The sequence below is a fragment of the Lutimaribacter marinistellae genome (assembly GCF_042648365.1).
Lineage (GTDB): Bacteria > Pseudomonadota > Alphaproteobacteria > Rhodobacterales > Rhodobacteraceae > Lutimaribacter_A > Lutimaribacter_A marinistellae.
Genome location: NZ_JBHRXI010000001.1, coordinates 370124 through 392016, shown reverse-complemented (window position 1 = coordinate 392016; position 21893 = coordinate 370124). Strand labels below are relative to the sequence as shown.

Below are 21893 nucleotides of genomic sequence, written 5' to 3'. Positions count from 1 at the left end.
ATTTCCGATGGCTGACTTGGCGTCAGCAGGTCATACGGACATGCAGATGTATTTCATCTCGAGGTAATCCTCGATCCCGTGATGGCTGCCCTCGCGGCCCAGGCCGGATTGCTTGACGCCGCCAAAGGGCGCGACCTCGGTCGAGATGATGCCGGTGTTGACGCCGACGATGCCGTATTCCAGCGCCTCGGCCACCTTGTAGACACGGCTGAGATCGCGGGCATAGAAATAGGAGGCAAGGCCGAAGATGGTGTCGTTCGCCATCTCGATCACGTCATCCACATCGTCGAATTTGAAGAGCGGCGCCAGCGGGCCGAAGGTTTCCTCGGTCGCGACTTTCATGTCCTGCGTGACGCCGGTCACGACGGTGGGCTGGAAGAACGTGCCGCCAAGCGCGTGTTCCTCGCCGCCCGTCAGGATCTGGCCACCGTTGTCGAGCACGTCCTTGATATGTTCGCGCACCTTGTCGACGGCGCCGGAATTGATCAGCGGGCCGGTATCGGTGCCGTCTTCGAGCCCGTCGCCGACCTTGAGCGCCTCGACCGCCTTTTTCAGCTTTTCCGCGAAGGCGTCATAGACGCCGGCCTGCACGTAGATGCGGTTGGCGCAGACGCAGGTCTGGCCATTATTGCGGAACTTGCAGGCGATGGCGCCCTCGACCGCGGCGTCGAGATCGGCGTCGTCGAACACGATGAAGGGTGCGTTGCCGCCCAGCTCCATCGAGCATTTCATCACCTGGTCGGCGGCCTGGCTGAGCAGGATGCGGCCCACCTCGGTCGAGCCGGTGAAGGTCAGCTTGCGGACCTTGGGGTTTTCACAGAATTCCTTGCCCGCTTCGCTGGAGGAGGTGGAGGGCACGACGTTGAAGACGCCTGCCGGGATGCCCGCGCGATCTGCCAGCACGGCCAGTGCAGTTGCCGAGAGCGGCGTTTCCGACGCGGGGCGCGCGACGAAGGAACAGCCTGCCGCCAAGGCGGGCCCGGCCTTGCGGGTGATCATGGCGGCGGGGAAGTTCCACGGCGTGATCGAGGCGGCGACGCCGACGGGCTGCTTGAGCACGGTGATCCGCTTGTCGCGCTGGTGGCCGGGAATGGTCTCGCCGTAGATGCGCTTGGCCTCTTCGCCGAAGAACTCGATGAACCCTGCGGCATAGGCGATTTCGCCCTTCGACTCGGTCATCGGCTTGCCCTGCTCGGCGGTCATGATGCGGCCCAGGTCGTCCTGGTTCGCCATCATCAGGTCGTACCATTTGCGCAGGACGGCGGCGCGTTCCTTGCCGGTCCACTTTGCCCAGTCCTTTTGCGCGGTGTAGGCGGCGTCGATGGCGCCGGCGATCTGGGCGCGGCTGACATCGGCCACCTGCGCCAGCACGTCGCCGCGCGCGGGGTTGGTCACGTCGAAGGTGCCATCCTCGCCATCAACCCATTTCCCGTCGATATAGGCGCGGGGTTCAAGCAGGCTGGGGTCTTTGAGCAGGGATTTGAGATCGGTCGTATCGTCGAGCATGGCTGGTCTCCACCTTTTGGAATTGCGGCTGCGCCCGGTGTGCGCATTCAGGTACAATTGCTAGTGCAGGGTGGCGTTCCGGGAAAGGGCCAGTTTCGTGCGATGGGGCTTGCCAAGGCCGGGGCCGGGCGGCATCTTGCGCGCGGGCAAGGCGATGGCGTCGCCGTCCTGCCGCGTGCGGGCGCCCGGATTTTCCCGTCCTGTACGCCGGGACCTTTCTGAAAAGGAGGGTCACATGACCACGCGTCCTGAATTCTATCGTTACCACAATGGCGACAAGGCCGCCCTGCCTTTTGACGGTGCGGAGTACGAGGCGCGGCTGCGCGGATTGCGCACCGCGATGGAGAAGGCGGGCGTTTCGGCCTGTGTCTTCACCTCGATGCACAACATCGCCTATTACTCGGGCTTTCTTTATTGCGCGTTCGGGCGGCCCTATGGGTTGGTCGTGACGGAGGAGGACTGCGTCACCATCAGCGCGGGCATTGATGCCGGCCAGCCCTGGCGCCGGTCCTATGGCGACAACATCACCTATACCGACTGGCAGCGCGACAATTTCTGGCGGGCGGTGAAATCGGTTACGGGCGAGGGCGCGGTGATCGGGCATGAGGGCGATCACCTGACGCTGGTCCAGCGCGACAAGCTGGAAGACTTCCTGAACCCGATGACGATGCTGGATGTCGCGCCGATGACGATGCGCCAGCGGATGATGAAATCCGAGGCCGAGATCGCGCTGATCCGCGCGGGCGCAGCTGTGGCGGATGTGGGTGGTTACGCGATCCGCGACGCGGTGAAGGAAGGCGCGCGCGAGATCGACATCGCGATGGCGGGGCGCGACGCGATGGAGCTGGAGATCGCCAAGCGGTTCCCCGAGGCCGAGTATCGCGACACCTGGGTCTGGTTCCAGTCGGGGCTGAACACCGATGGCGCGCATAATCCGGTGACGGCGCGGCAGCTGCGGCGCGGCGATATCCTGTCGCTGAACACGTTCCCGATGATCTCGGGCTATTACACCGCGCTGGAGCGGACGATGTTCGTGGGAGAGGTCGACCCGGCCAGCCTGAAGATCTGGGAGGCGAACGTGGCCGCGCATGAATACGGCATGTCGCTGCTGAAGCCGGGCGTGAGCTGTGCCGAAGTGACCCACCAGATCAACGCCTTCCTCGAAGAACGCGACCTGCTGCAGTATCGCACCTTTGGCTATGGGCATTCGTTTGGCGTGCTGTCGCATTACTATGGCCGCGAGGCGGGCCTGGAGTTGCGCGAGGATATCGACACGGTGCTGCGCCCGGGCATGGTGATCTCGATGGAGCCGATGCTGACCATTGCCGATGGCGAGCCCGGGGCGGGTGGGTATCGTGAGCATGACATCCTGATCATCACCGAGGACGGCAACGAGAACATCACCGGCTATCCCTATGGGCCGGAATTCAACGTGGTCGGCTGATCCCGACCCGGACCTTGGGCCCGGTGCGGCTGGTCTTGGCGGCGAATCCATCGTATTGCCTGAGGAAACGGGGCGATTTCGATGAACCTCTCTGACCAGCCTTGCCGAACCCGGTCGTGGACACCGGTGCCGCCCGTTCCGGGGCGGCGCTGATGCTGGTCGCGCTGCGCTTTCTCGTGCCGCTTCTGGTGGTGCTGACAGTGGTCTACCTTTCCCTGTCGTGGCGCTCGCGCGGGATTCGCCGCGACAAGCTGGAGGCGAAATGGGAAGAAAAGGGCCTTGCGGGCGACCGGGAGGCCTTTGTCGAGCGCGGGCTCAGGCGCTATGACAAGTCGATCCGCAAGAAACTGTTGCTTGGGGTGTATATTGTCCCCCTTGGCCTCATCGCCCTGTTGATCTACGTGACGAATTACATGTGAGGAGCCGCGCGATGCGATATGTGAAATGGGCCTTCATCATCCTGTTCTGGGGCTTTATCGCCGCGGTGCTGCACTACACGCTGCCGCAGCATGACATCGTGCGGATCACCGACACCTACGAGCGGCGGATCGATCCGGGCGAGAACTCGATCTTCTGGGCGCAGCATGACGTCGGCAGCGATGCCACCACCGCGAATCGCGACGTGTTTTTCATCCAGACACGCAAGGCGAACGGGCGCGTCATGGTTTATCGCAACGAGGATACCGGCTGGAGCTGGCCACCCTATTTCAAGATCAACTCCTCGAACCTGCAGGCCGAGGCGGCGGACCTGAAATCGACCGAAGACAATCCGCGCTGGGTGGCGCTGCGCCATTATGGCTGGCGCAACGAGTTCATTTCGATCTTTCCCAACGCGGTGAAGGTGTGGCCGGTCGATGACCCGGCGACGCGGATCATCCCGTGGTTCAACATCATTTTCCTGGTGCTTTTCGCGGCGCTGGTCTGGGGCATCTGGGTGCGTTGGCGGCGGTTCCGCGAACGCCGGATCGACCCGATGATGGAGAATGTCGAGGACGGCTTTTATGCCGCGGGCGACGCCATCGACGAACGCCGTGGCCGGTTCCGCCGTTGGCGGGACAGCTGGCGGTCGTAAGAGGCGGTCGAACGGGTCTGCATCAACACGGATCAGGAATGAGCGGGCCGGTGCAAGACTGCGCTGGCCTGTTTCGCATGGCTCCTCGCGCGACGTTGATCAGTCTGCAAAAAGGTGCGGGGCCTGCATGATGCCAAGGGCCTGGTCCTCGGGGATCGACAGGAAATCTGCGACTTTCGGTGCGTTGACCTCGGGCGGTTCGGCCTCGTGCACGCGGTGATAGCGGGGAAAGCCCGCGTCGCGGATCAGGTCGGCCTCGTGGGTGAGGTCGTTGCGGATGGTGGGCAGCAACCGTTCCAGCGTGGGCCGGGGCGTGCGTTCGCCCGCAAGGCCCACGCGGTGCGCGTGACCGATCAGGTAATCGTCGGTGAACTGGCATTCGATCTCGAGCAGGCGGGTCACGGACCTGTCGGAGAAGAAATCGTGCATCAGGTCGAGGTTCGAGGAGTCCATGCAGATGATCAGCCGGTCGGTCTCGTAATACTCGAACAGCATTCGCATCAGGGCACGGCGGTGGCGGGTGCGTTTTTCCAGCGTGGCCTGGATGCCGCCGAGGTCGGGCAGGTTGGTGCCCTCTTCGTTGAACAGGTATTCGATGGCGGGCACGTTCAGGACGTGGCGCACCTGTTCGAGGAAGCGCTTGGCGACGTGCCATTTCTTGCAGACGACGATCATCAGTTCGCGTTCGCGGCCCAGCGTGCTTTCGGTCTCCCAGAACCGCATGGCAAAGCGGCGCCCGATCCGGCCGCGCCCGGTGAGGAAGGTGAAGAGGCTGCGGCCTTCGTTCGAGATCTGGAAATCGACGTCATGGGCGGCGTAGAGGCGGCCAAGGCGGGCCTTGAGCTCTTTGGCCTCGGGACTGATTTTCCGGGCGAAGAGGAAATCCTGGCTGAGCAGCAGGTCGTAGTGGTCGTTGTAGAAGGTGACCGGCATCCCGTAATCGGAAAACATCAGGAAGGTCAGCGTGCGGCTTTCGATCTCGTCCTCGGGGATGAGGTGGCGCACGAGTGTCTGGAAAAACGTCTCGTCCGGGATCCAGGTCATCCGGAAGAAGCGCATCACGTCGCGCCGGGCGCGGGTGAAATCGAGGATCGCCTCAATCGTGCGGCGGCGCAGGCACCACCACTGGCTGCCGATCATGACCTGGATGTCATGCGGGATGTCGCGTTTCAGGCCAAGTTTCTTTTGCGTGTGGAACATCGCGTAGAACCGGCGTTTCTGGGTGCGTTCGTTGAACCAGTGGCGATAGATCAGCCGCTCTTCCTTCCAGCCGGTCTTGATCCAGTCGCTTTCGAAATAGTCGTGGCTTTCGATGTAGTCGCGATCGTTCTCGTCGAGAAAGCGATGTGCGTATTCGGCGGTCTTGATCGCCATGCAGTCGCCCGAAAGCATGTAGAAATGGGTGGCGCGGGGAAACTGGTCGACGGCGGCCTCGATCGCGTACAGCGTGGCCTGCACGAGCGACCACTCTCCCCAGCCGCAGCGGATGCGCTTGCGGGCAAAGGTCACGTTCGGGTTGTCGGACAGCGCCCCGCGGATCCGGTCATATGCGGACCGGTCGGCACTGGCGTCGAAATGGATCGACATGTAGTCGCCTGCCGCCGTCAACCGCTCGGCCTGCATAACGACGGCGTCAGGATCCTTGTGGCATAGCAGGATATAGGCAATCTTTGCCATATTCGAAACGATGCGCCCTTGCTTCTGCTCTTTGTTTACTTTGTTAAAGGTGAAGAGCGATTGAATAAACAGAGTTTCTTTGCTCTTTTGTGGCCAAAGGCCCGTCGTCCAACGTAAGGCGAAAGGGGAAAAGGAGGCAAGGCAGATGGGGTTTCCCGGAACCTGGATGACGCAAAGCGAGAGCATGGTCTATCGCGTGGTGCCGAAATGCGCCTGCTCGACCATCGGGCAGATCATGTATTACTCGGATCATGGCGAGTTCTTTGACGGCGACATCCACGATGCCAAAGGCGGCATGCACAAATGGGCACTGGAGGAGAGCCAGGGTCCGATCACGCGCAACGTGCAGGCGCATCGGTCCTTTGCGTTCACCTGCGTGCGCAACCCCTACACCCGCATCCTGAGTTCATTCTTTGATAAGATCTGCGGGATCCAGCGCAACGGCAAACGGTATCGCGGCAACCTCGTTCCGACGCTGGTGTTCAAATACGGCGTTGAGGTGGGTGGCGAGGACGGCAAGGGCGAGTTCGACCAGATCCAGAGCTTTCGCCGGTTCCTGCTGTTCGCCCGCGACACGATCCGCTGGCGGCGACCGATGGACCCGGACATTCACTGGTCGGCCATGTCGGGCCATATCTCGACCTTCATCGTCAATGGCGGACAGTACGATCACATCTTCTGGACCGAGAAATTCAACGAGGGGATGCAAGAGGTGCTGCACAGCATCGACACGCCCCGGCCCGTGGACCTGGCGCAGATCCCCCGGTTCAACGAGTCCGAGGGTCACGGACCCAAGCGCGCGCATCCGGTCGAGGATTACTTCGACGACCTGTCGATGCATCTCGTCTACGAGATCTACAAGCGTGATTTCGAACTGTTCAAATACGATTTCGAGAACCCGGCCAACAAGATGCCGATCGGCGAAATCGATCTGGACGAGATCCATGCCAAGCTGGGCGACTGATCCTCAGACCCGGCGGGCGACGATGTAGCGACTGGGCGGCGGATGATCGCCGGACTCCACGATCTTGAAGCCGGCCTGCGTCAACATCTCCTCGAACTCGGCCACCGGACGGATGTTCACGTAGGGTGCCTTGCCGAGCATCTGCATCACCGGGATCAGCAGGCGCATCAGCCGGTACTTGAACGGGGCGCCGGGACCCGGCGTGCAGACCGTTTTCGAGATAAACAGGCCGCCGGATTCCAGCATGTCGTGTATCCGCGCCAATGCGCCGGGCAGGTCGCGGACAAGGTGCAGAAGGTTCAGTGCCAGGACGGCGTCAAAATGCGCGCCCGCAAACTGCGCATCGTGTAGATCCGCTGTAGTAAACTCCACATGGGACTCTCCCTGTTGGCGGGCCTTTTCCTGCCCGATTTCGATCATTCTGTGCGATATGTCGCTGGCCACGTATCGGCCGGTTTGGGGTGACAACAGCAAAGCGGTCGATCCGGTTCCGCAGCCCAGTTCAAGCACCGAGTCGTTCGCGCCGAGATAGGCGCGCGTCCGCTCAAGCGTGTATTGGTAGGCATCCGGGTCGTCGATCGGGCGCGCGGCGTAGCGGTCGGCGATCCCGTCCCAGAAGGCGGCGTCGGGTTTCATGGCGGTGTCTCCTTTGACAGAGACAGTACCGCTGCGGGGGTGTTCGTGGAATTGTCGATTTCCGCAGGGGTGATATACGATTTTGCATGAATTGGCAGGGCATCCGCTTTGACTGGAACCATGCGCGGGCGTTCCTGGCGACGGCCGAGGAGGGGTCGTTGTCGGCGGGCGCGCGGGCGTTGGGGGTGACGCAGCCGACCCTTGGCAGGCAGGTCGCCGCGCTGGAGGCGGAGCTGGGCGTCACCCTGTTCGAACGTGTCGGCAAGGGGCTGATCCTGACGCCTGCCGGGGCGGAGCTGCTGACCCATGTGCGCGCGATGCGCGACGCGGCCACGCATCTGTCATTGAGCGCGGCGGGCCAGTCGCAGGATATCGGCGGAACGATCCGCATCACGGCGTCCGAAGTCATGTGTACCCATGTACTTCCGCCGGTCCTGTTGCGGCTGCGCGAGGTCGCACCGCGGCTGATGCTGGATATCGTTGCGGCAGACGACCTGCGCGACCTGCAGCGGCGCGAGGCCGATATCGCCATCCGGCATGCGCGACCTACCCAGCCCGAGCTGATCGCGCGGATGCTGAAAGATGGAAGTGCGCAGCTCTACGCGGCGACCAGCTACCTCGACCGCCGCGGGCGGCCGCGGACCGAGGCGGATCTTTCTGGGCATGATTTCATCTCGTTCGGGGACGTGGACCGGATGATCGGGTTTCTCGCCGAGGTTGGCCTGCCGCTGAAGCGCGAGAATTTCCCGGTCGGGTCGGAATCGGGCGTCGCGGCCTGGGCGCTGGTCGAGGCGGGGCTGGGTATCTCGCTCATGTCGGACCATGTCGCGCGCGCCAGCCGTGGCATCGAACGGGTTCTGCCCGAGCGCGCGCCGATTTCCTTTCCGGTCTGGCTGGTTACCCATCGCGAGTTGCACACCGCGCGGCGCATCCGGGTGGTTTTCGACCTGCTGGCCGAGTTTCTGTCGAGCGAAATGGTCTGAGCGCTTGCGCGCGGGGCGGCGCGCGCCTAAGTCAAGCCCCCATGGCCAAGCAGAAGACCGACCCCAATTACAAGATTGTCGCCGAGAACCGGCGGGCACGCTTCGATTACGCGATCGAGGACGATATAGAGTGCGGCATCGTTCTGGAAGGCTCCGAGGTCAAGTCGCTGCGCGGGGGTGGCGTGAACATCGCCGACAGCTATGCCGCCGTCGAGAATGGCGAGTTGTGGCTGGTCAACAGCTATTTCCCGCCCTACGAGCAGGCCAAGACCTTCAAGCATGAGGAACGTCGGCGGCGCAAGCTGCTGGTGTCGCGCAAGGAGATGTCGGACCTGTGGAACGCGACGCAGCGCAAGGGCCTGACGCTGGTGCCGCTGGTGCTGTACTTCAACCACAAGGGCATCGCCAAGATCAAGCTGGGCATCGCCAAGGGCAAGAAGACGCATGACAAGCGCGAGACCCAGGCCAAGCGCGACTGGGGCCGCCAGAAACAGCGCCTGCTGAAGGAAACCCGCTAGGGATACACCCGGCGCTGGCGTCTTCCGGCGGCGTTTCGCTTGCACCGGATTGGCCTGCGGTATACCCAAAAGGACGACGATGAGGAGAGGCCCGCGATGACCGACGATCCGAAAACGCTCGTATCCACCGACTGGCTGGCGGCCCATATCAAGGATCCCGATCTGCGGATCCTCGACGGGTCGTGGTACCTGCCGCAGCAGGGCCGCGATGCCCGCGCCGAGTATGATGCCGCCCATATCCCGGGTGCGCGGTTCTTCGATATCGACGAGATCTCGGACCACCGTTCGGACCTGCCGCACATGGCGCCGCCGGTCGAGAAGTTCATGTCGCGGATGCGCGCGATGGGCGTCGGCGACGGCCACCAGGTGGTGGTCTATGACGGTGCCGGGCTGATGTCGGCGGCACGGGTCTGGTGGCTGTTCAAGCTAATGGGCCAGGAGGATGTCGCCGTTCTGGATGGCGGTTTGCCGAAATGGCAGGCCGAAGGGCGCGAGATCGAGGATCTGCCGCCGGTGATCCGCGACCGTCACATGACGGTGCGGGTCCAGAACCATCTGCGCCGCGATGTCACCCAGGTCTCGGCGGCGGCCAAGCTGGGCGATACCGAGATCGTCGATGCACGCTCTCCCGCACGCTTTGCGGGCAGCGAGCCGGAGCCCCGCGAGGGGCTGCGCGCCGGGCATATACCGGGGTCGAGGAACGTGCATTTCGCCAGCCTGCTGAACGCGGACGGCACGATGAAATCCCCCGACGAGACCCGCGCCGTTTTCGAGGCCGCAGGCGTCGACTTGGCAAAGCCGGTCATCACCACCTGCGGCTCGGGCGTGACGGCGGCCATCCTCAGCCTCGCGCTGGAGCGCTTGGGCAAGACCGATCACTCGCTTTACGACGGGTCCTGGGCCGAATGGGGCGCGTTTCCCACCCTGCCCGTCGCCACCGGAGAAAACTGATGTTCGAGAACCTGAAAGAACAACCCGCCGACAAGATCCTCGCGCTGATGCAGATGTATCGCGACGATCCGCGCGAACAGAAAATCGACCTTGGTGTCGGGGTCTACAAGAACGCCGAGGGCATTACGCCGGTGATGCGCGCGGTAAAGGCCGCTGAAAAGCGCATCTGGGAAGAACAGCAGACCAAGTCCTATACCGGGCTTGCGGGTGACCCGGCCTTTGCCGATGCGATGATCGGGCTGGTGCTGGACGGTGCGGTGGACCGCGACCGGATCGCCGCGGTCGCCACGCCCGGCGGAACCGGCGCCTGCCGGCAGGCTTTCGAGCTGATCCGCATGGCCAATCCCAAGGCGCGGGTGTTCGTCTCGGATCCGACATGGCCGAACCACCTGTCGATCCTGAATTACCTCGGTATGGAAACCGTAACCTATCGCTATTTCGACAGCGAGACGGGCGGTGTCGATTTCGACGGCATGATGGCTGATCTCAAGGACGCGCACCCCGGCGACGTGGTGCTTCTGCATGGCTGCTGCCACAACCCGACCGGTGCCAACCTCAACATGGTCGAGTGGCAGGAGGTCGTGAACCTCATCAACGAGAACGAGCTGGTCGCGATGATCGACATCGCTTACCAGGGATTCGGCGACGGGCTGGACGAGGATGCGGCGGCGACGCGGCTTGTGGCGTCTTCGGTATCGGAATGCCTGATCGCGGCCTCGTGCTCCAAGAATTTCGGTGTCTACCGCGAGCGGACAGGCTTGTTGATGGCGATCAGCGACAAGCCCGAGCAGACCAAGCTGAACCAGGGAACGCTGGCCTTTCTGAACCGTCAGAACTATTCCTTCCCGCCCGATCACGGCGCGCGGGTGGTGGCGACGATCCTGAACGACCCCGAATTGCGGGCCGACTGGGCGGCCGAGCTGGAAGAGGTGCGCCAGTCGATGCTGGGCCTGCGCCAGCAGCTGGCCGACGAGTTGCGGCGACTGACCGGCTCGGACCGGTTTGCCTTCCTCGCACAACATCGGGGCATGTTCTCGCGCCTCGGTACCTCGCCGGAAAAGGTCGCCAGGCTGCGCGACGATTTCGGCATCTACATGGTGGGTGACAGCCGGATGAACATCGCCGGGCTGAACCAGGCCACCGTTCCGATCCTCGCAAAGGCAATCGTCGACGCGGGCATCTGAGCGGCCGCTTCCTTCCTCTTGCCGAAAATATCCCGGAGCGCGAGGCAGAGCCTCGCTCTGCGCGCGGCACGCGCGCTACCTGTGCGCGCGCCCGTAAGGGCGCGCTCCGCTGGATTGCAGCCACGAAAAAAAGGCCCGGGTGCGGGGACCCGGGCCAGTCTCACATCACGTGAGGAAGGAAGTCGTTATCCTTTCGAGAACTCCGGGTAGGCCTCCATGCCCAACTCGGACATGTCGAGCCCGTTGATCTCGGTCTCTTCGTCAACCCGCAGGCCCATCACGGCCTTGAGGATGAACCAGACCACGCCCGAGACGACGACGGTGAAGGCGCCGACCACGACGATCGCGTAGAGCTGGGTGCCGAGCGACGCGTCACCATTGGTCAGCACGACCGCGATGGTGCCCCAGATACCGGCCAGCAGGTGCACCGGGATGGCGCCGACCACGTCGTCGATCTTCAGCTTGTCGAGAAGCGGGACGGTGAAGACCACGATCACGCCGCCGATCATGCCGATGATGGTCGCCATGCCCAGCGAGGGCGTCAGCGGTTCGGCGGTGATCGACACAAGGCCCGCCAGCGCGCCGTTGAGCACCATGGTGAGGTCCGGCTTCTTGTACAGGATCTGCGTCAGGATCAGCGCGGCGACGGCGCCACCGGCCGCGGCCGTGTTGGTGTTGGCGAAGATACGGCTGACATCGGCCACGTCACCCACGGTGCCCATTGCCAGCTGCGAGCCGCCGTTGAAGCCGAACCAGCCGAGCCACAGGATGAATGTGCCGAGGGTGGCCAGCGCCAGGTTCGAGCCGGGGATCGGGTGAACCTTGCCGTCCTTGCCGAACTTGCCGATACGCGGTCCGAGGATCAGGGCGCCGGTGAGGGCTGCCCAGCCACCGACGGAGTGCACGACGGTCGAGCCCGCGAAGTCGAGGAAGCCTGCCGCGTCGAGGAAACCGCCGCCCCACTTCCACGAGGCCTGCAGCGGGTAGATGACCGCGGTCAGAACGATCACGAAGATCAGGAAGGGCCAGAGCTTGATCCGTTCCGCCAGCGTACCGGATACGATCGATGCGGTGGTGGCGCAGAACATCAGCTGGAAGAAGAAGTCGGAGCCGGTCGAGGCATAGCCGTAATCGTCGGCCTCCTCGGCGGTCACGCCAACGGCTTCCAGGACGCCGGGACCCCAGACGCCCGACAGCACGCCGTCGACCATCCATGTGCCCAACGGGTACATCAGGTTATAGCCGATCAGGTAGTAGAATATCGCAGCCAGCGAAAACAGCGCGATGTTCTTGGTCAGCTGCATCGTGACGTTCTTGGAGCGTACGAGCCCCGCCTCGAGCATCGCAAAGCCCGCGGCCATCCAGAACACCAGGAAGCCGCCGATCAGGAACAGCAGCGAGTTGAAGATGAAGACCGAGTCGGTCGAGGCGTTGACGCCCGGAACGGGGCCGTCTTCCTGCGCCAGGCCCAGCGTCGGCAGCGCAATCAGCGCGGCGGCGGGGGCGAGAGTGGTGATGAACTTCATGGTTCCGTTTCCCTTGGAATTTTCTGCCGCGCGGATCACAGCGCGTCTTCGTTGGTTTCGCCGGTACGCACGCGCACGGCCTGCTCGACGTCGAGGACGAAAATCTTGCCGTCGCCGATCTTGCCGGTCTTGGCTGTCGAGGCGATCGTTTCGACCACCTGGTCGACGGCAGAGGCCGGCACGACGAGTTCAAGCTTGATCTTGGGCACGAAATTCACCGCGTATTCCGCCCCGCGGTAGATCTCGGTATGGCCGGACTGCGATCCGAACCCCTTGATTTCGGTCACCATCATGCCGCGCACGCCGGCACCGGTCAGCGCTTCGCGGACCTCCTCCAGCTTGAACGGCTTGATCGTTGCAATGATCAGTTTCACGGTCTTCCCCTTCCTTTCCGCCACGGCCCCAAACGCGGCGCGGCATGTTGCATGTGCAGAAAAAGAGCGGTGGAAAGGGGTCAAGGGAACGCGCAACGGGCGAATCCGAAGGGCTGAATCCGGAGAAGTTGCACAATTCTTGCACAAATCGGGGCTGCTGCCTAAAAAATGGGCGTTGTGCGCAGGGGGAATTGGTGGGGATTCAGACCTAAACACCCGGGCGCATGCAGGTTATTGTGCCGCAAAACGAAAGATCGGGCAGGAAAGAGCACATGAGTGAGTCCAAACGGCGCAAGGCCCCACTGGTTGCCGACAAGCGCCGCAGCGCCAAGTCGTCCTCCGGCAAACGGGCGAAGCCGGCGGCGTCAAAGACGTCGAAGACTCGCAAGCCCGCCGCCCGCAAGAGCACCCGGCGCACCCGGGGGGGCGGCGGCGGCATCGGTGGTGCGATCCGGCGCTTCTTTGGCTGGGTGTTCGGACTGATCTGGGGGTTCACCTGGCGTGTTGGCATGATCTTTGCCCTGATCCTGCTGGCGGCCATCGGTCTGACCTATACGACCTTGCCCGATGCGAACATGCTGCTGGATGGGCGGGCGCGCGGATCGGTGACGATGCTGGACCGCGACGGCGAGGTCTTTGCCTGGCGGGGCGATCAGTTCGGTGGGGTGATTACCGTCGACACTGTATCGCCGCATCTCAAGAACGCGATCATCGCTACCGAGGACAAGAGATTCTACCGGCATTTCGGGATCAGTCCGCGCGGGATCGCCAGCGCGGTGCGCATCAACCTCAGCGAGGGGCGCGGGCCGCTTTCGGGTCATGGCGGTTCGACGATCACGCAGCAGACCGCAAAACTGTTGTGCCTGGGAGAGCCGTTCGACCCCGACAGCGGGCAGACGGAGGCGGAATACGAGGCCCAGTGCCGGGCCGGAACGCTTTGGCGCAAGGCAAAGGAGGCCGTCTATGCGATGGCGATGGAGGTCGCCTATACCAAGGACGAGATCCTGATGATCTACATGAACCGCGCTTTCCTGGGTGCGGGCGCGCGCGGGTTCGAGGCGGCAAGCCAGCGCTATTTCGGCAAATCGGCGAACGAGGTGAACCCGGCAGAGGCCGCGATGCTGGCGGGGTTGCTGGTGGCGCCGTCGCGTTATGCGCCGACCAACGATCTGGATCGCGCGCAGAACCGGGCCGCGACCATCGTGCGGCTGATGGAGGATCAGGGTTATCTGACCGCGTCACAGGCGCAGCATGCGCAGGCCAACCCCGCAGAACTGTCCGAGGCGGCGGCAGCGCGGGCGGGCGGCTATTTCGCGGACTGGGTCATGGCGAGCGGGCCGGAGTTCTTTACGCGCAACACGACCGAAGATGTCATCATCCGGACCACGCTGGACCAGCGTATCCAGACCTCGGCCGAAGAGGCACTGAAATACATCTTCCAGGAAAAGGTGCGGCCGGGATCCAAGGCGCAGGCGGCGATCGTGGTGATGTCGGCCGATGGTGCGGTGCGTGCGATGGTTGGCGGGCGCACCTTGCGGGTGAACGGGGCGTTCAACCGTGCCACGCAAGCCCTGCGGCAGACCGGCTCGGCCTTCAAGCCCTTCGTCTATGCCACGGCGCTGGAGATGGGCTATTCGCCTTATGACACCGTGGTGGACGAGCCCTATTGCATGAACATTCCCGGCTCGGGGCAATGGTGTCCGAATAACTATACCAACAAGCATTACGGTCGCGTGACCCTGACCCATGCGCTGAAGGATTCGCTGAACATCCCGGCGGTGAAGGTGTCCGAGGCGGTAGGCCGCGACAAGGTGCGCCACGTGGCAAGCGAGTTCGGGATCGACAGCGATCTGGACGCAGGGCCGGCGCTGGCGCTGGGAACCTCGGAAAGTACGCTGATCGAAATGACGGGCGCATATGCAGGTATCCTCAACGGAGGTTCTTCGGTGACGCCTTACGGGTTGATCGAGCTGAGCCTGCAGGGCGAGGACACCGCGATGATGGGAACCGATGGTGGTATCGGGGAGCGGGTGATCCGCGAGGAAGCGGCGCAGCAGCTGATCTGGATGATGGAAAAGGTCGTCACCGAAGGCTCCGGGCGTCGTGCCGCCCTGCCGGGGTGGCAGGTCGCGGGCAAGACCGGCACCACGCAGGCCGCACGCGACGCGTGGTTCATCGGGTTCACGGCCAATTACGTGACCGGCGTCTGGATGGGCTATGACGACAACACGCCGTTGACCGGGGTGACGGGCGGCGGGCTGCCTGCCGAGATCTGGCAGGAGACGATGTTGCGCGTGACCGAGGGGATGGAGCCTGAACCCTTGCCGATGGCAGCGCCTGCGCGGCCCGAGCCGGTGGCACAACCGCGGCGGGCACCGGCCCGCGACAACAGCCTTGGCGGCGCGGTGAACGAGTTGCTGCGGGGGATCTTTGGCCGATGAAGCAGCGGGCCCGGGAGATGCCTTTCGCGGTACATTGCCGCGTCGTTACCAAGTGATAAGAATTTCACAGACTTTAACTCGCGCAGGGCATAGCTTAATGCTGATGACAACATTGCAGTTGCAGTATTTTTTGATGGGCGGGACGAAATGAAGCCGCAATACGGGGTTGAAGAACTGCGCGACGCGCGGCGGCAGAGCCGCGGGCTCTACTGGATCGTCGGGGTGTTCAGCTTTTTCGCGAACATGCTGATGCTGACCGGGCCGCTATACATGCTGCAGGTCTATGACCGGGTGCTGGGCAGCCGGTCCGAGGAGACGCTGGTGGCCTTGTCGCTGCTGGTGGTCTTTCTTTACGGCATCATGGGCATCCTCGATTACACCCGCGGCCGGATCATGGCGCGGGCCGGGGCCCGGTTCCAGGCCGCGCTGGACAAGCGGGTCTTTGACGCGATGATTCGACGCTCGGCCGTGGCGCAGGATGCCGCGGCGCAGACGGGCCTTGGGGACCTGCAATCGATCCAGCGGCTGATTTCGTCGCCGGTCTTGAGCGCCTTTTTCGATATTCCGTGGACTCCGGTCTTTCTGTTCGGGATTGCGCTGTTCCATCCCTGGCTGGGCATGCTGGCAATCGGTGGCGGTGCGGTGCTGATCTTCATCACCTTCATCAACCAGGCCTTTTCGCGCAAACCGGCGCAACAGGCCCAGATTGCCACGAACCGTGCCGGGATGCTGTCCGAGGAAATCCGAAAGGAAGCCGAGAACATCCAGGCGATGGGTATGCGCGGGGCGGCCTTTGATCGCTGGAAAGTCGCGCGCGACGTTTCCCTGAACGAGAGCATGAGCGCGACCGACGTGACCGGCACGTTCAGCTCGATGACGAAGACGCTGCGTCTGTTCCTGCAATCGGCGATGCTGGGTCTTGGTGCCTATCTCGTGCTACTGGGTGAGATCACACCTGGTGCGATGATCGCGGGGTCGATTCTTCTGGGTCGGGCGCTGGCGCCGATCGAGATGGTAATCAACCAGTGGGCCATGGTGCAGGCGGCGATGAAAGGCTGGGAGAGCCTTGGCGGCCTGTTGGAGCGCGTGCCGCCCGAACAGCCGCGCACAGCCCTGCCCAAGCCGAAGGCGAAGCTGGACGTGCAGGGCCTGACCGTCGTTCCGCCAGGCGACACGCGCGCGCAACTCAAGACGCTGAGCTTCAAGCTGGAGCCGGGGCAGGCGCTTGGCGTGATCGGCCCTTCGGGGGCGGGCAAGTCGACGCTGGCGAGGGCACTGACGGGCGTTTGGCGTCCTGCCGGCGGCGTGATCCGGTTGGACGGTGCCTCGATCGAGCAATATGAGCCGGATGTCCTGGGCCAGCACATCGGATACCTGCCGCAGCGGGTTCAGCTGTTCGAAGGCACGATTGCCGAGAATATCGCACGTCTTTCGGCCCAGCCCGACGCCGACAAGGTTGTCGCTGCCGCCAAAAAAGCCGCGGCACATGACATGATCGTGCATCTGCCGGACGGGTACGACACGCGCATCACGCCGGGCGGCGGGCGTCTTTCGGGCGGGCAGATGCAGCGCGTCGCGCTGGCGCGTGCCCTTTACGACGATCCGGTGATCGTGATCCTGGACGAGCCGAACTCGAACCTCGACAACGAAGGGTCGCAGGCGCTGAACGCGGCGATCCGCACGCTGAAAGAGCAGGGCAAGTCGGTGCTCATCATGGCGCACCGGCCCGCGGCGATTCAGGAATGCGAATTGTTGCTGGTGCTGGATCAGGGTGCGCGCGCTGCCTTTGGCCCGCGCGACGAGGTGCTGCGCGAGACCGTTGTCAACCATCAGAAGCTGCAGAAAAGCGCGGCTGTCGGAGGCATAAGATGAGCGAGCAGACCTGGTCGGCCCGCAAACCGATCATCATCGGGTTGATTGGCCTTGTCGTCCTTGTGGGCGGATTCGGGACATGGGCGGTGCGCAGTTCGATCGCGGGCGCGATCATCGCCGGTGGCCGGATCGAGGTAGAACGAAATCGCCAGGTGGTACAGCATCTCGACGGCGGTGTCGTTGACGAGATCCTTGTCGACGAGGGCGACGAGGTCGAGGAAGGTCAGACGCTGATCCGGCTCGACGCGAACCTGTTGACCTCGCAGTTGCTGATCGTCGAGGGGCAGTTGTTCGAGCTCATGGCCCGGCGGGGGCGGTTGGACGCCGAACGTGACAGCAGCGAAACCATTACCTTTGATGCCGAACTGCTGGAACAGGCAGAGACCCGGCCCGAGGTGGCGGATCTGATAGAGGGTCAGAAGCGTCTGTTTGCCGCGCGGCAGGATTCGATCGGTCGAGAGACCGAGCAGCTGGAGAAACGCCGGTTGCAGATCGAGAACCAGATCGAAGGTATCGTGGCGCAGCAGGACTCGCTAAAACAGCAGCTGGAACTGATCCGCGAAGAGCTGATCGACCAGCAGACCCTGCTGGACAAGGGCCTGGCACAGGCGGGCCGCGTTCTTGCCCTGCGCCGTACCGAGGCCGACCTCTCGGGTTCGTTGGGCGAGCTGATCGCCAGCGAAGCCGCGCAGGAAGGGCGCATCACCGAGATCGATATCGAGATCCTGAAGCTCAAGACCCGCCAGCGCGAAGAGGCGATCAGCCGGTTGCGCGACCTGCGTTACCGCGAGCTGGAACTGGCCGAACAGCGCCGGTCGCTTCAGGAGCAGCTGTCGCGGCTGGAAATCAGGGCGCCGGTCTCGGGCATTGTCTATGGCCTGCAGGTGCACACGCCGCGTTCGGTCATCCGGCCGGCCGATCCGGTCCTGTTCGTCGTGCCGCAGGATCGCCCGTTGGTCATCGCGGCGCGCGTGGAGCCGATTCATATCGACCAGATCTATGTCGGGCAGGAAGTGGTTCTGCGCTTTTCCGCGCTCGATCAGCGGCAGACACCGGAACTGTTCGGCAAGGTCACGCAGATCTCGGCGGATGCGTTCGAGGATGAGGCGAGCCGCGTTTCCTATTATCGGGCCGAGATCGAACTGGGCGAAGGCGAGCAGGCCAAGCTGCCCGAAGGTGCGGTGTTGATCCCCGGCATGCCGGTCGAGGCCTTCATCCGAACCGAGGACCAGTCTCCGATCTACTACCTGGTCAAACCGCTGACGGATTATTTCACCAAGGCGTTCCGCGAAACCTGATCTCGGGGGTTTTCGTGCGGGGCGATCCCGGCTAGCGTCCGCCCGAACCTTATTCGGGAGGACGCCATGACGATCGAAGAGACCCTTGCCAAGCTGGGCGTGACCCTGCCGGATGCACCGGCGCCAGAGGCCAATTACGTGCCTTTCGTGCAGGTGGGAGACCTTGTGCATGTCTCGGGCCAGATCTCGATGGATGAAAACGGCCTGATCACCGGCCGTCTTGGCGATGACATGGAGACCGAAGCCGGTGCAGCGGCGGCAAAGCGCAGCGCCATTGCCCTGCTGGCCCAGGTCAAGGCGGCCTGCGGCGGCGACTTGGAACGATTGGTGCGTGTGGTCAAACTGACCGGTTTCGTCAACTCCACAGCCGATTTCACCGACCAGCCCAAGGTGATCAACGGGGCGTCGGACTTTCTGGTCGAGGTGCTCGGGGACAAGGGCCGCCACGCGCGGTCAGCCGTCAGCGCGGCCTCGCTGCCACTGGGTGTGGCGGTCGAGATCGAGGGGATCTTTCAGGTCCGATGACCTCGCCATCGCTACCAGGAATATTCTCGCGTCTGCCAATTGCCCATCGTGCTTTGCACGACCGGGCGCAGGGACGGCCGGAAAACAGCCGCGCGGCGATACGCGCGGCTGTCGCTGCGGGGTACGGGATCGAGATCGACCTGCAACTGACCGCCGATGGCGCGGCGATGGTCTTTCACGACTACGACATGGGGCGTTTGACCGACCGGGCGGGTCCGATCCGGAGGCTTTCGGCGGCCGAGGCTGCCGAGGTTCCGCTACGCGATGCGGAGGGCGAAGGCATTCCCGGCTTTTCCGAGGTTCTGGAGATCGTCGCCGGGCAGGTGCCGCTGCTGGTTGAGATCAAGGATCAGGACGGGGCGATGGGGCCGGATGTTGGCCCCTTGGAGCGGGCCGCGGCAGAGGGGCTACGCGGCTATAACGGCCCTGTGGCGGTCATGTCGTTCAACCCGCATAGCGTGGCCGAGATGGCGCGGATCGCGCCGGAACTACCTCGGGGGCTGGTAACATGCGGTTATGATCCTGCCGACTGGCCGCTCTCGGCCGAAACCTGCGCGCGCCTGCGTGACATCCCGGATTTCGACCGCGTCGGCGCAGCGTTCATCAGCCACCATGCCACGGATCTTGATCGTCCGCGTGTGAGAGAGCTGAAGGCGCGCGGTGTGCCGATCCTGTGCTGGACAATCCGGTCCGCCGAGGATGAGGCCGAGGCGCGGCGCGTGGCAGATAACGTGACATTCGAGGGCTACCTCTCTGCGCTGCCATCTTGATCCCCGCCCGCGACAGCACAGATTAGGCGCAACGCGGAGAGCACATGGACCAAGCACAAATAGAAGTTCAGGTTCTCGGGTCGCTGCGCCAGATCGCGGCGGCTGATTGGGATGCCTGTGCCTGCCCCGAGGCTGCGGATGGCGGTCGCCCGCTTGATCCGTTCACGACACACCGGTTCCTGTTGGCGCTGGAGGAGAGCGGCTCGGTCGGGCCGGGGACGGGCTGGCAGCCGCAATACCTGACAGCGCATCTTGACGGCATGATGATCGCCGCCGCGCCGATGTATGCCAAGTCGCACAGTCAGGGCGAGTACATCTTTGACCACAGCTGGGCCCATGCCTATGAGAACGCGGGCGGGCGCTATTATCCCAAGCTGCAGATCGCCGTGCCGTTTACGCCGGCCACGGGTCGGCGGTTCCTGGTGCGGCCCGGCTATGAGGAGATCGGGTCGTCGGCACTGGTGCAGGGCGCGGTTCAACTGGCCGCGAACAACGGTATCGCCACATTGCACATCACCTTTTGCACCGGGGAGGAAGTTGCGGCCGGTGAGGCGATGGGCCTGATGCACCGCGCCTCGCAGCAGTTTCACTGGCTGAACCGTGATTATGCCGATTTCGACGCCTTCCTTGCCGCGCTGTCCTCGCGCAAGCGCAAGACGATCCGCAAGGAGCGGCGGCAGGCGCAGGATTTCGGCGGTACGATCCGCATGCTGACGGGATCGGAGATCGAGCTGCACCATTGGGATGCTTTCTGGGAGTTCTACCAGGATACGGGTGCGCGGAAATGGGGCTCTCCTTACCTGACACGGGCATTTTTCGACATCGCGCATGAAACCATGGCCGATGACATGGCGTTGGCCATTGCGGAACGTGATGGTGAGCCCATTGCCGGCGCGCTTAACTTCATCGGGAGAGAGACTCTCTATGGCCGTTACTGGGGCTGCATCGAGCATCACCCCTGCCTGCACTTCGAACTGTGCTATTATCAGGCCATGGATTTCGCCATCGCCCACGGGTTGAAGCAGGTCGAGGCGGGCGCACAGGGCGAGCACAAGCTGGCCCGCGGGTATCTGCCGACGCCAACGCATAGCCTGCACTGGATCGGCGATCCGGGTTTTGCCGACGCTGTAAAACGGTATCTTGATGCAGAGCGCGCCGCGGTGGACGAAGAAATCGAGATCCTGACGGATTACGGACCGTTCAAGAAGACGGAAATAGAGGAACAGCAATGAGCGAACGATTGTCGCCCGAAACGCGCGGCCCCCTTCTCGACCCTCTGCTCAAGACGGGCTGGACCCTCGCCGAGGGCGAGGATGCGATCTGCAAGACCTTCGAATTCGAGAATTTCGTCGAGGCGTTCGGCTGGATGACCCGCGTGGCGATCTGGGCCGAGAAGTGGAACCATCATCCGGAATGGCGCAATGTCTACAAGACGGTCGAGGTCACGCTGACAACACATGACGTGGGCGGTCTGTCCGCGCTCGACCCCAAGCTGGCCCGCAAGATGGACGGGCTGGCGGGGCACTGAGCCTACGGAATTGGTGAACGGCCGGGGATCAGACCCCGGCCGTTTTCGTTACATCGATTCCAAGAGACCCTCGCCGGCGGAAACTTCGCAGGCGCCGGGATTCTCTTCGAGGTTCAGGGCGGTGACCTTGCCGTCTTCGACCACCATGGCATAGCGCTTGGACCGGCCGATCAGCCCGGCGGGCGGTGCGTCGAAATCCATCCCGATGGCGCGGGTGAAGGCCGATTCGGGATCGGCGAGCATCGTCAGGCCGGCTGCGCTGGCACCCGTGGCCTCTCCCCACGCTTTCATCACGAAGGGGTCGTTCACCGACACGCAGATGATCTCGTCCACGCCCTTGGCGTCGAACTGGTCCTTGGTGCGCATGAAGCTGGGAACATGCGCGGAATGGCAGGTCGGGGTAAAGGCGCCGGGAACGGCGAAGATGACAATCTTGCGCCCCTTCATGCGGTCGCCAAGGGCCACCGGCTGCGGACCTTCGTCGCCCATCTGGATCAGGGTCGCGCCCGGCAGTTCGTCGCCTATGGAAATCATGTCAATTCACCTCGCGGTTGGATTTGCGGAATTCGTACCCCCGGCATATAGCTGGAGACCGGGTAGAGGCCAGTGATTTCAGGGAGCAGA

Annotated in this window: 21 protein-coding genes; 15 read left to right on the top strand and 6 right to left on the bottom strand. The window is 63.4% G+C overall.

Going from position 1 to position 21893, the window contains the following annotated elements; genetic code table 11:
- Positions 1-30: 30 nt before the first annotated feature.
- Positions 31-1506, bottom strand: a complete 1476-nt coding sequence (locus tag ACFORG_RS01825) for an NAD-dependent succinate-semialdehyde dehydrogenase (protein WP_386733669.1) — start codon at positions 1504-1506, stop codon at positions 31-33.
- 235 nt (positions 1507-1741) lie between these two features.
- Between ACFORG_RS01825 and ACFORG_RS01820 the strand changes: the two genes are divergently transcribed.
- The 3 genes from ACFORG_RS01820 (at position 1742) to ACFORG_RS01810 (ending at position 4022) form a co-directional block, all read left to right on the top strand.
- A complete protein-coding gene (locus tag ACFORG_RS01820; RefSeq protein ID WP_386733668.1) occupies positions 1742-2950 on the top strand; it encodes an aminopeptidase P family protein in 1209 nt (402 codons plus the stop codon).
- 116 nt (positions 2951-3066) lie between these two features.
- Positions 3067-3369: a hypothetical protein gene (locus ACFORG_RS01815; protein WP_386733667.1), complete on the top strand. Its 303-nt coding sequence runs from the start codon at positions 3067-3069 to the stop codon at positions 3367-3369.
- Between the two features lie 11 nt (positions 3370-3380).
- Positions 3381-4022 (top strand): DUF1523 family protein, encoded by a 642-nt coding sequence (locus ACFORG_RS01810; RefSeq protein WP_386733666.1) that lies wholly within the window; start codon positions 3381-3383, stop codon positions 4020-4022.
- Between the two features lie 99 nt (positions 4023-4121).
- On the opposite strand, the gene ACFORG_RS01805 is transcribed toward ACFORG_RS01810, so the two are convergent.
- Entirely contained in the window at positions 4122-5699 is a 1578-nt protein-coding gene (locus ACFORG_RS01805; RefSeq protein ID WP_386733665.1) for a DUF5928 domain-containing protein, read from the bottom strand.
- Positions 5700-5844: 145 nt separating this feature from the next.
- Between ACFORG_RS01805 and ACFORG_RS01800 the strand changes: the two genes are divergently transcribed.
- Positions 5845-6663, top strand: coding sequence for a sulfotransferase family protein (locus ACFORG_RS01800; protein ID WP_386733664.1), 819 nt, complete (start codon positions 5845-5847; stop codon positions 6661-6663).
- A gap of 3 nt (positions 6664-6666) precedes the next feature.
- Here the strand turns inward: ACFORG_RS01800 and ACFORG_RS01795 are convergent, their stop codons facing one another.
- Entirely contained in the window at positions 6667-7299 is a 633-nt protein-coding gene (locus ACFORG_RS01795) for a class I SAM-dependent methyltransferase (protein WP_386733663.1), read from the bottom strand.
- 86 nt (positions 7300-7385) lie between these two features.
- Between ACFORG_RS01795 and ACFORG_RS01790 the strand changes: the two genes are divergently transcribed.
- The 4 genes from ACFORG_RS01790 (at position 7386) to ACFORG_RS01775 (ending at position 10935) form a co-directional block, all read left to right on the top strand.
- Positions 7386-8282: a LysR family transcriptional regulator gene (locus ACFORG_RS01790; RefSeq protein WP_386733662.1), complete on the top strand. Its 897-nt coding sequence runs from the start codon at positions 7386-7388 to the stop codon at positions 8280-8282.
- Positions 8283-8323: 41 nt separating this feature from the next.
- A complete protein-coding gene (gene smpB / locus ACFORG_RS01785; RefSeq protein WP_386733661.1) occupies positions 8324-8800 on the top strand; it encodes an SsrA-binding protein SmpB in 477 nt (158 codons plus the stop codon).
- A gap of 96 nt (positions 8801-8896) precedes the next feature.
- The gene (gene sseA / locus ACFORG_RS01780; protein ID WP_386733660.1) at positions 8897-9751 is read left to right on the top strand and encodes a 3-mercaptopyruvate sulfurtransferase; all 855 of its coding nucleotides are present in this window, start codon (positions 8897-8899) and stop codon (positions 9749-9751) included.
- On the top strand, positions 9751-10935 hold the full coding sequence (locus tag ACFORG_RS01775; RefSeq protein ID WP_386733659.1) for an amino acid aminotransferase: 1185 nt from the start codon (positions 9751-9753) through the stop codon (positions 10933-10935). Before sseA ends, ACFORG_RS01775 begins: the two co-directional genes overlap by 1 nt.
- Before the next feature lie 185 nt (positions 10936-11120).
- Here ACFORG_RS01775 and ACFORG_RS01770 read toward each other — a convergent pair whose 3' ends face one another.
- Complete coding sequence (locus ACFORG_RS01770) at positions 11121-12461, bottom strand: ammonium transporter (RefSeq protein ID WP_386733658.1); 1341 nt, start codon at positions 12459-12461, stop codon at positions 11121-11123.
- Positions 12462-12496: 35 nt separating this feature from the next.
- Positions 12497-12835, bottom strand: coding sequence for a P-II family nitrogen regulator (locus ACFORG_RS01765; protein WP_386733657.1), 339 nt, complete (start codon positions 12833-12835; stop codon positions 12497-12499).
- Between the two features lie 272 nt (positions 12836-13107).
- On the opposite strand from ACFORG_RS01765, the gene ACFORG_RS01760 reads away from it, so the two are divergent.
- From ACFORG_RS01760 to ACFORG_RS01730, 7 genes are all read left to right on the top strand, one after another.
- Positions 13108-15276: a transglycosylase domain-containing protein gene (locus tag ACFORG_RS01760; RefSeq protein ID WP_386733656.1), complete on the top strand. Its 2169-nt coding sequence runs from the start codon at positions 13108-13110 to the stop codon at positions 15274-15276.
- Positions 15277-15423: 147 nt separating this feature from the next.
- Positions 15424-17148, top strand: a complete 1725-nt coding sequence (locus tag ACFORG_RS01755) for a type I secretion system permease/ATPase (RefSeq protein ID WP_386733655.1) — start codon at positions 15424-15426, stop codon at positions 17146-17148.
- Positions 17145-18446, top strand: coding sequence for an HlyD family type I secretion periplasmic adaptor subunit (locus tag ACFORG_RS01750; RefSeq protein WP_386733654.1), 1302 nt, complete (start codon positions 17145-17147; stop codon positions 18444-18446). Before ACFORG_RS01755 ends, ACFORG_RS01750 begins: the two co-directional genes overlap by 4 nt.
- A 66-nt stretch (positions 18447-18512) precedes the next feature.
- A complete protein-coding gene (locus ACFORG_RS01745) occupies positions 18513-18971 on the top strand; it encodes a RidA family protein (protein ID WP_386733653.1) in 459 nt (152 codons plus the stop codon).
- Positions 18968-19741: a glycerophosphodiester phosphodiesterase family protein gene (locus ACFORG_RS01740; RefSeq protein ID WP_386733652.1), complete on the top strand. Its 774-nt coding sequence runs from the start codon at positions 18968-18970 to the stop codon at positions 19739-19741. Before ACFORG_RS01745 ends, ACFORG_RS01740 begins: the two co-directional genes overlap by 4 nt.
- Positions 19742-19785: 44 nt before the next feature.
- Positions 19786-20973 (top strand): GNAT family N-acetyltransferase, encoded by a 1188-nt coding sequence (locus ACFORG_RS01735; protein WP_386733651.1) that lies wholly within the window; start codon positions 19786-19788, stop codon positions 20971-20973.
- Positions 20970-21269, top strand: coding sequence for a 4a-hydroxytetrahydrobiopterin dehydratase (locus ACFORG_RS01730; RefSeq protein WP_386733650.1), 300 nt, complete (start codon positions 20970-20972; stop codon positions 21267-21269). The genes ACFORG_RS01735 and ACFORG_RS01730 overlap by 4 nt, the downstream gene beginning before the upstream one ends.
- A 48-nt stretch (positions 21270-21317) precedes the next feature.
- Here the strand turns inward: ACFORG_RS01730 and ACFORG_RS01725 are convergent, their stop codons facing one another.
- A complete protein-coding gene (locus ACFORG_RS01725; RefSeq protein WP_386733649.1) occupies positions 21318-21803 on the bottom strand; it encodes a peroxiredoxin in 486 nt (161 codons plus the stop codon).
- Between the last annotated feature and the right edge of the window lie 90 nt (positions 21804-21893).

Coding starts and splice junctions, on each gene's coding strand:
- ACFORG_RS01825 (WP_386733669.1), bottom strand. CDS start 1,506: ATGCTCGACGATACGACCGATCTCAAATCCCTGCTCAAAGACCCCAGC.
- ACFORG_RS01820 (WP_386733668.1), top strand. CDS start 1,742: ATGACCACGCGTCCTGAATTCTATCGTTACCACAATGGCGACAAGGCC.
- ACFORG_RS01810 (WP_386733666.1), top strand. CDS start 3,381: ATGCGATATGTGAAATGGGCCTTCATCATCCTGTTCTGGGGCTTTATC.
- ACFORG_RS01805 (WP_386733665.1), bottom strand. CDS start 5,699: ATGGCAAAGATTGCCTATATCCTGCTATGCCACAAGGATCCTGACGCC.
- ACFORG_RS01800 (WP_386733664.1), top strand. CDS start 5,845: ATGGGGTTTCCCGGAACCTGGATGACGCAAAGCGAGAGCATGGTCTAT.
- ACFORG_RS01795 (WP_386733663.1), bottom strand. CDS start 7,299: ATGAAACCCGACGCCGCCTTCTGGGACGGGATCGCCGACCGCTACGCC.
- ACFORG_RS01790 (WP_386733662.1), top strand. CDS start 7,386: ATGAATTGGCAGGGCATCCGCTTTGACTGGAACCATGCGCGGGCGTTC.
- smpB (WP_386733661.1), top strand. CDS start 8,324: ATGGCCAAGCAGAAGACCGACCCCAATTACAAGATTGTCGCCGAGAAC.
- sseA (WP_386733660.1), top strand. CDS start 8,897: ATGACCGACGATCCGAAAACGCTCGTATCCACCGACTGGCTGGCGGCC.
- ACFORG_RS01775 (WP_386733659.1), top strand. CDS start 9,751: ATGTTCGAGAACCTGAAAGAACAACCCGCCGACAAGATCCTCGCGCTG.
- ACFORG_RS01770 (WP_386733658.1), bottom strand. CDS start 12,461: ATGAAGTTCATCACCACTCTCGCCCCCGCCGCCGCGCTGATTGCGCTG.
- ACFORG_RS01760 (WP_386733656.1), top strand. CDS start 13,108: ATGAGTGAGTCCAAACGGCGCAAGGCCCCACTGGTTGCCGACAAGCGC.
- ACFORG_RS01755 (WP_386733655.1), top strand. CDS start 15,424: ATGAAGCCGCAATACGGGGTTGAAGAACTGCGCGACGCGCGGCGGCAG.
- ACFORG_RS01750 (WP_386733654.1), top strand. CDS start 17,145: ATGAGCGAGCAGACCTGGTCGGCCCGCAAACCGATCATCATCGGGTTG.
- ACFORG_RS01745 (WP_386733653.1), top strand. CDS start 18,513: ATGACGATCGAAGAGACCCTTGCCAAGCTGGGCGTGACCCTGCCGGAT.
- ACFORG_RS01740 (WP_386733652.1), top strand. CDS start 18,968: ATGACCTCGCCATCGCTACCAGGAATATTCTCGCGTCTGCCAATTGCC.
- ACFORG_RS01735 (WP_386733651.1), top strand. CDS start 19,786: ATGGACCAAGCACAAATAGAAGTTCAGGTTCTCGGGTCGCTGCGCCAG.
- ACFORG_RS01730 (WP_386733650.1), top strand. CDS start 20,970: ATGAGCGAACGATTGTCGCCCGAAACGCGCGGCCCCCTTCTCGACCCT.
- ACFORG_RS01725 (WP_386733649.1), bottom strand. CDS start 21,803: ATGATTTCCATAGGCGACGAACTGCCGGGCGCGACCCTGATCCAGATG.